Annotated in this window: 7 protein-coding genes and 1 pseudogene; 3 read left to right on the plus strand and 5 right to left on the minus strand. The window is 71.5% G+C overall.

Features of this window, described 5'->3' with window-relative positions; all coding sequences use genetic code 11:
• Together DW299_RS00600 and DW299_RS00605 are read left to right on the plus strand one after the other, a co-directional pair.
• Positions 1 to 913 (plus strand): annotated as a pseudogene (locus DW299_RS00600) (hypothetical protein); the annotation flags it as partial.
• 18 nt (positions 914 to 931) lie between these two features.
• Positions 932 to 1522: a 2'-5' RNA ligase family protein gene (locus DW299_RS00605; protein WP_240745271.1), complete on the plus strand. Its 591-nt coding sequence runs from the start codon at positions 932 to 934 to the stop codon at positions 1520 to 1522.
• Between the two features lie 27 nt (positions 1523 to 1549).
• Here DW299_RS00605 and ccsB read toward each other — a convergent pair whose 3' ends face one another.
• From ccsB to DW299_RS00630, 5 genes are read right to left on the minus strand one after another with little or no spacing between them, the layout of a single operon-like run.
• Positions 1550 to 2530 carry a c-type cytochrome biogenesis protein CcsB gene (gene ccsB / locus DW299_RS00610; RefSeq protein ID WP_136029750.1) on the minus strand — a complete coding sequence of 327 codons (981 nt, stop codon included), beginning with the start codon at positions 2528 to 2530 and terminating at the stop codon, positions 1550 to 1552.
• Positions 2531 to 2534: 4 nt separating this feature from the next.
• Positions 2535 to 4301, minus strand: coding sequence for a cytochrome c biogenesis protein ResB (resB, locus tag DW299_RS00615; protein ID WP_136029748.1), 1767 nt, complete (start codon positions 4299 to 4301; stop codon positions 2535 to 2537).
• 37 nt (positions 4302 to 4338) lie between these two features.
• On the minus strand, positions 4339 to 5097 hold the full coding sequence (locus DW299_RS00620; RefSeq protein ID WP_136029746.1) for a cytochrome c biogenesis CcdA family protein: 759 nt from the start codon (positions 5095 to 5097) through the stop codon (positions 4339 to 4341).
• Positions 5098 to 5113: 16 nt separating this feature from the next.
• Positions 5114 to 5764, minus strand: coding sequence for a TlpA family protein disulfide reductase (locus tag DW299_RS00625; RefSeq protein WP_136029744.1), 651 nt, complete (start codon positions 5762 to 5764; stop codon positions 5114 to 5116).
• Positions 5765 to 5820: 56 nt separating this feature from the next.
• Positions 5821 to 6225, minus strand: a complete 405-nt coding sequence (locus DW299_RS00630) for a MerR family transcriptional regulator (RefSeq protein WP_136029742.1) — start codon at positions 6223 to 6225, stop codon at positions 5821 to 5823.
• A 52-nt stretch (positions 6226 to 6277) separates the two neighbouring features.
• Between DW299_RS00630 and DW299_RS00635 the strand changes: the two genes are divergently transcribed.
• Positions 6278 to 6863, plus strand: a 586-nt coding sequence (locus DW299_RS00635; protein WP_136035272.1) for an NAD(P)/FAD-dependent oxidoreductase, incomplete at its 3' end; no start/stop codon positions are given.

The following is a 6863-nucleotide window of genomic DNA, read 5'->3' on the forward strand; positions in this document are numbered from 1 at the left end:
CCCCGGCACCCTCGGCACCCTCGCATCGAGCATGGGGCAGGCCGGGGCCGGGGCGACCCAGCTCGCGGACGGCCTGACCCAGCTCGCCAGCGAGGGCATCGGCCCCTCGGCGGCCGGGGCACGGGCTCTGGCGACCGGCGCGACCCAGCTCACGGACGGCGCGAACCAGCTCGCGGAGGGTTCCACCGAGCTCGTCGCCGGCCTCGACACGCTCGCCACGGGCACAGGCGATCTCGCGGGCGGCCTGCGCACCGCGGCCGACTCGCTCCCCTCGTTCAGCGACGACGAGTCCACCTCGCTCGCGTCGGTGATCGCCGACCCGGTCGCGGCGGACGCCCCAGAGAACGCGATCTTCGGCCCGACCGCGATCCCGCTGCTCACCGCGGTCGTGCTGTGGTTCGGCGGCCTGGCGTCGTTCCTGGTGCTGCGCGCCCACACCGCCCGCACCCTCACCTCCCGCCGCTCCTCCGCGGCCCTGGCCCTGCGCGGGTTCTGGCCCGCCGCGGCCATCGGCGCCGCGCAGGGCCTGCTGGTGTCGCTCATCGTGCAGACCGTGGCGAGCTACGACGCCGCCCAGTGGTGGGCCTTCGCCGGCACGGCCGTGCTCGCCGGGGTCGCGTTCGCCGCCGTGAACCAGGCGCTCGTGGCCGTGTTCGGCGGGATCGGGCGCTGGATCGCCGCGCTCGTGGGCGTGCTCGCGGTCGCGACCGGCCTCATCTCGACCGTGCCCGACTGGCTCGCCGCGATCGGTGCCGCCCTGCCGACGGCTCCCGCGTTCACGGGCCTGATCTCCGCGAGCGGCCCGGCGGTGGCCGCGCTCATCGTGTGGGGCGTGCTGTCGCTCGTCGCCACGACCGTGGTGGTCGCGGTCCGCCGCACCACCACGGCGACCGCGGTCCTCGCCCCCGCCTGACTCCCCTAGGCTCCTGCCATGCGTCGACCGTTCATGGACACCCCCGAACAGCTCGCCGGCCTGGAAGGGCAGCAGTACGTCGTGCTGCGCCCCACCGCCGCGGTCGCCGAGACCTATCGGAACGTCCAGGACGCGTCACTCGCTCGCCTCGGCGCCCCGATCCGGCGCCCGCACACCGGTCACGTCACTCTGCGTGGATTCGCCGAGCCCGATCGGCGCGACGAGCTCGCCGCGCTGATCCGCACCTGGGCCGCGCAGCAGACCCCGATCGAGGTCAGAGCCGAGGCCACGGACGAGTTCTCCGCACCATGGCAGATCCTGATCGTGCGTCTCGCCCGCACCGCGTCACTCGTCTCGGCGTACTCGACCCTGACGACCGCGCTGGACGAGACGGACTTCCGCCGGCTGGGCGAGCTGCCGCTGGAGGACTGGACCTTCCACCTTTCGGTGATCTACGGCAAGACTCTCGACCCGGCCGAGTGGAGACGATTCGCCGAGGCCGAGTCCCGCGTCTTCGAGCCCGCTGTCACCGAGACCATCACCGAGGCCGAACTGGTCTGGTACGAGCACGGCACCGAGCACGCCGAGGTCCTGCCGCTCGGCGGCTGAGACCTGGCGTTGCCCGGGGGCAGCGGATCAGCTCAGGCCGGAGTAGGCGTGCAGGCCCTTGAAGAACACGTTGACGATCGTGAAGTTGAAGATCACCGCGGTGAAGCCGACGATCGACAGCCACGCCGAGGGGTTGCCGCGCCACCCGCGCGTCGCCCGCGCGTGGATGTAGCCCGCGTAGAGCACCCAGATCACGAACGTCCAGGTCTCCTTCACGTCGAAGCCCCAGAAGCGGCTCCACGCGTAGTACGCCCAGATCGACCCGGCGATGAGGGTGAACGTCCACAGGATGAAGCCGATGATCGAGAACATGTACGCCAGGCTCTCCAGGCGCTCCGCGGTCGGGAACGTGCGCAGGAAGCCCGGTCCCGTCTTGGCGGCGCCCTCGCCGAGCAGACGCTCGCGGCGGGACTGCATCAGCTGGATCACCGACAGCGCGAACGCCAGCGCGAAGAACGCGGTCGCCAGCGACGCCACGAACACGTGGATGATGAGCCACACGCTCTTGAGCGGGTCCATCAGCGGCGAGACCTCGACGTAGAAGTTCGTCGCCCCCAGCCCGAGGAGCACCACCACGAGCCCCGTGATGAACGTGCCGAGGAAGCGCAGATCGAGGCGCGTGAGCACCACGAGATACACCGCGATGATGAGCAGCGTGCCGACCATCGCGAACTCGTACAGGTTGGCCCACGGCACCCGGCCGGCGGCGATGCTGCGGGTCACGGTGGCCGCGAGGTGGAACACGAACCCGAGCACCGTGAGCGACGTGCCGATGCGCGCCATCACGAAGCGCTGCGGGGCAGCGGTCGCGGCCGGGGCCCCGGTCGCGGGGGATGCCGCGCCACGGACGCCGCCCGCCGCCACCAGTTCGCCCTCCCGCACGGAGACGGCGTCGGCGGAGGCCTGGGAGCGGCGCGCGAGATCGAAGGCGTACGCCACGAAGGCGGCCGCATAGATCGCGATCGCGGTCCACAGCAGGACAGGCGAGATCACGGTGAGCTCGAGCATGGTGTCAGTCTACTTTCGTGGTATCGGCGGCCGGGGGTGCGGTTTCCGCGGACGCGGTCTCGGCCTCCGCGTCGTCGGGGGTGCGGGCGACGGTGCCGCCCGCGGCGTCGAGCAGTCGGGCGTGACCGTCGCGGATGTCGTCCACGGCCCGCGCGAGCGTCGGGTCCTCGCCGCGGGCGAGCGCCGCGTACTCCAGCTCCACCGCGCCGTCGGCCGCCGTGGCCTTGACCCACACGCGCCGTCGCGGCACGAACAGCGCGAGCATGAGCCCGGCCAGCGCGAGGATGGCGAAGCCCAGCACGAACACGCCGGATTCGTCGCGGTGGATCTGCAGGGAGGCGAAGCGCTTCACCGACTGGGAGGCATCGGTCGCGCCCTCCGGGGACTCGTCCTCGAAGGTGACCGAGCCGAGCCCGTTCGGCAGCTCCGCGGTCTCGCCCGGCGCGAGCTCGATCGACTCGACGTCGGTCGAGCGCCCCGTGAGCTTGGTCATGTCGGACGTGTCGAGCACGTACACCGAGCGGGGCACCCCGTCGTTGATGCCGAGGTCGCCCGTGTACACGTCGAGCGTGAGGGTGGGGTTGGTCAGGTCGGGGTAGCCGGAGAAGAACGCACCGGAGTCGAGCACACCCGTCGTCGGGTAGAAGAAGCCGACGAGGCCCACCTGCTCGGCGAGGCCGTCCGGCACCTTGAGCACCCCGAGCGAGGTCATGTTCGTGTCCTGCGGCAGGAACGGGGTGCTGCCCGTGAACACGACCGTGCCCTCGGGGTCGCGCACGGTGACGGTCGGCGCATAGCCGTTGCCGAGCAGGAACACGTCGTCGTCGGCGACGCCCAGCGGCTCGTTCACCTTGACGGAGCCCTCGCGCTCCTCGCCGTTCTCGAGGATGGTCATGTTGGCCGAGAAGTTCCCCGCCTGACCCGAGCCGGGCTCGCCGAACGGCTGGTACGTCACGTCGAACGAGTCGAGGCGCATCGAGTAGGGCGCGAACGCGTCGTCGGTCACGAAGCGGCCGCGGTTCATGGAGTCGTAGTCGAGCAGGGTGTTCGCGAACGTCTCCCCCTCCACCAGCACCCGCTGCCCGGTGTACGCGAAACCGCCGCCGACGCCGATCGTCACGAGCACGCCGACCAGAGCCAGGTGGAACAGCAGGTTCCCGGTCTCGCGCCAGTACCCGCGCTCGGCCGACACCGAGAACGTGCGGCCGCGGTCGTAGCGCTCCACGCGGTAGCCGAGCGCCTTGAGCTGCGTCGTCGCGACATCGATCGCGGCGGCCGCCTCCGCCTCCGCGTCACCGGTGCCCGTGCCGGAGCCGGCGACCGGGTCGCGCGTGACCGACCGGTGGTCCTCCAGGCGCTGGAGCCGGGCGGGAGTCCGCGGCGGACGCGCACGCAGCGCCTTCGCGTGGTGCTTGATGCGCGGGATCACGCAGCCCACGAGCGACGTGAACAGCAGCAGGTAGATGGCGGAGAACCACGGCGACAGGTAGACGTCGAACAGCTTCAGGCCGTCGAGGATCGGGAACAGGTCGGGGTTGTCGCGTTCCCACTGCGTGACGCCGTTCGGGTCGGCCATGCGCTGGGGGAAGATCGAGCCGGGGATGGCGGCGATCGCGAGCACGAGCAGCAGGATCAGCGCGGTGCGCATCGACGTCAGCTGACGCCAGCCCCACCGCAGCCAGCCGACGACCCCGAGCCGCGGCTGGGTGATCGAGTCGTCGCCGTCGACGTGGTCGGACGGACGGAGCGGATCGCTGGAGTCGCTGTTCACGGCACCCTTGTTCTTTGTGGTGGTGTGCTCTGCGCGGTCAGAGCGGGAGGATGACACTGCCGATCACCGCCGTCAGCCGGGACATGATGTCGGTCCACAGCCCGGTGACCATCAGCACACCGAGCAGGATGAGCATGACGCCGCCCACGATGTTCACGATGCGCACGTGGCGGCGCAGGAAGCCGATCGCCCTGGTCGCCCAGCCGAAGCCGAGGGCGACCAGCAGGAACGGGATGCCGAGGCCGAGGGAGTACGCCAGGCCGAGGAAGCCGGCGCGCACCGGGTCGCCGGCGTTGAACGACAGCGCCAGGATCGCGGCGAGCGTCGGCCCCATGCACGGCGCCCAGCCGATGCCGAGCGCGACACCCAGCAGCGGGGCGCCGATGATCCCGGCCTTGGAGTCGACGTGGAAGCGGAACTCGCGCTGCGCGAAGCCGAACAGGCCGAGGAACACCAGCCCCATCGCGATGATCACGACGCCGAGGATGCGCGTGATGAGGTCGCCCCAGCGCAGCAGGAACGCGCCCGCCGTGCCGCCGAGCACCGTGAAGAGGATGAACACGACCGTGAAGCCGAGGATGAACAGCAGCACGCCCAGCACGAGGCGACTGCGGGTCGCGGTCTGCGTCGTGCCGTCGGCCGAGCCTCGCGGGGCGACCGCTCCGCCCAGGAATCCGAGGTAGCCGGGGACGAGCGGGAGCACGCACGGCGACACGAACGACACGAGCCCGGCGAGCATCGCCACGGGCAGCGCGAGCCAGAGGGCGCCGGAGCCGATGATGACGTCGGGGTTCACGGCGCCTCCGCGCGGGTCACGAGTCCTCCGCGAGGGCGTCCTTGACGAGCGTGGAGAGCACGGAGGTCCCGTCGATCGGCCCGATGATCTTCGCGGCCACGCGGCCCTGCTTGTCGAGCACGAGGGTGGTCGGGGTGGCCGAGATCGGCACGGCCTCCGCGAACGCGAGCTTGGCCTCCGCGGTGTCGACGTCGATCAGGCTCGGGTACGTGACGCCGTACTCCTCCGCGAACGCGGTGGCCGTGTCGGCCTGGTCGCGCGTGTTGACGCCGATGAAGGACACGCCCTGGTCCTCGTACTCCTTCCAGACGCTCTCCAGATCGGCCGCTTCGAGGCGGCACGGGGCACACCCGGCGTACCAGAAGTTGACGACGGTGACGTCGCCGGCGACGTCGGCGCTGTCGAAGTCGTCACCGGTCTCGGTGACCCCGCCGAACTCGACGGGTTCGCCACGTTCGGCGACCGGGATCTCGACGATCGCGCCGTCCGCGGCGACGTAGCCGGTGTTCTCCCCGCTCAGGAAGGATTCGCTGACGGCGTCGGGGGCGCACGCGGTCAGGCCGACGGCGAGCACCGCGGCGAACGCGGCTCCGACCGCTCGGCGGGCATGCCGGGGGTGGGAGGTGCGGCCGCGGCGAATCGGAGGGATTCTGGGGGCGAGGGGCACGGCTCCGAGTTTACGCAGAGCATCCTATGCATCGGCCGGGTACCCCCCGGGGGGAATCAGAGGCGCGCGAGCACGTCGGCGACGCTCGCGCGGAAGCGCGGGCACGTCGCGATGTCGTGCGCACGGCAGCCCATCGCGTGCTCGGTCATCTCCCGCGAGCGCCGCATCTCCTCCATGCGCCGGTCGAGGTCGTCGAGGTGCTGCTGCAGCACCTGGTGCCGGCCCGCGCTGCCGTCGTCGAGCAGCACGGCGATCTGCTCGAGGCTCATGCCGGCCGCCTTGCTGCGCTGGATCACGGCGATCCGCACGACCTCGTCCTCGCCGTAGCGTCGCCGACCTGCCGCATCACGCGGCGGGCGGAGCAACCCGACCGACTCCCAGTGCCGCAGCACGTGGGTGGGCAGGTCGAAGCGGGCGGCGACCTCGCCGACGGACCAGGGGTGGCTGTCGCTTGACTTCATGTTGACATGAAGTCACACACTGGCGAGGAAGGCAAGAAGAGAGGACGACACCATGCACGACGCGATCGTGATCGGGGCGGGACCGGCCGGGCTCCAGGCGGCCCTGACCCTCGGACGCATGCACCGCTCGGCGCTGCAGCTCGATTCGGGCGAGTACCGCAACGGGACGGTGCAGCACATGCACAACATGATCGGCGAGGACGGCACACCCCCGGCGGAGCTGCGCGCCCGCGCCCGGCGGGAGCTCACCGCCTACGACACGGTGACCGTGCGCGACACCGCGGCGCAGCGCATCGAGGGTTCCGCCACGGAGGGCTTCCGCGTGACGCTCGCCGACGGTTCGGTCGAACGCGGACGACGCGTGGTGCTCGCGACCGGCGTGGCCGACGACCTCCCCGCGGTGCCGGGACTCGCGCCGCTGTGGGGGCTGAAGGCGTTCACCTGCCCGTTCTGCGACGGCCACGAGCACGCCGGTCGTCCGATCGCGATCCTCGGCCCCGCCCCGCGCGCGGAGCACCTGATCGGACTGCTCGGGCCCGTCGTCGGCGACATCACCGTGGTGCCGGTGGACGGGCCGCTCGGCGACGACGACCGCGCTCGGCTCGAGGGCCTCGGGGTGCGAGATCGGAAGAGCGTCG

Origin of the sequence: Microbacterium sp. K35, from assembly GCF_004794375.1 — a bacterium.
In the GTDB taxonomy this organism is placed as follows: Bacteria; Actinomycetota; Actinomycetes; order Actinomycetales; family Microbacteriaceae; genus Microbacterium; species Microbacterium sufflavum.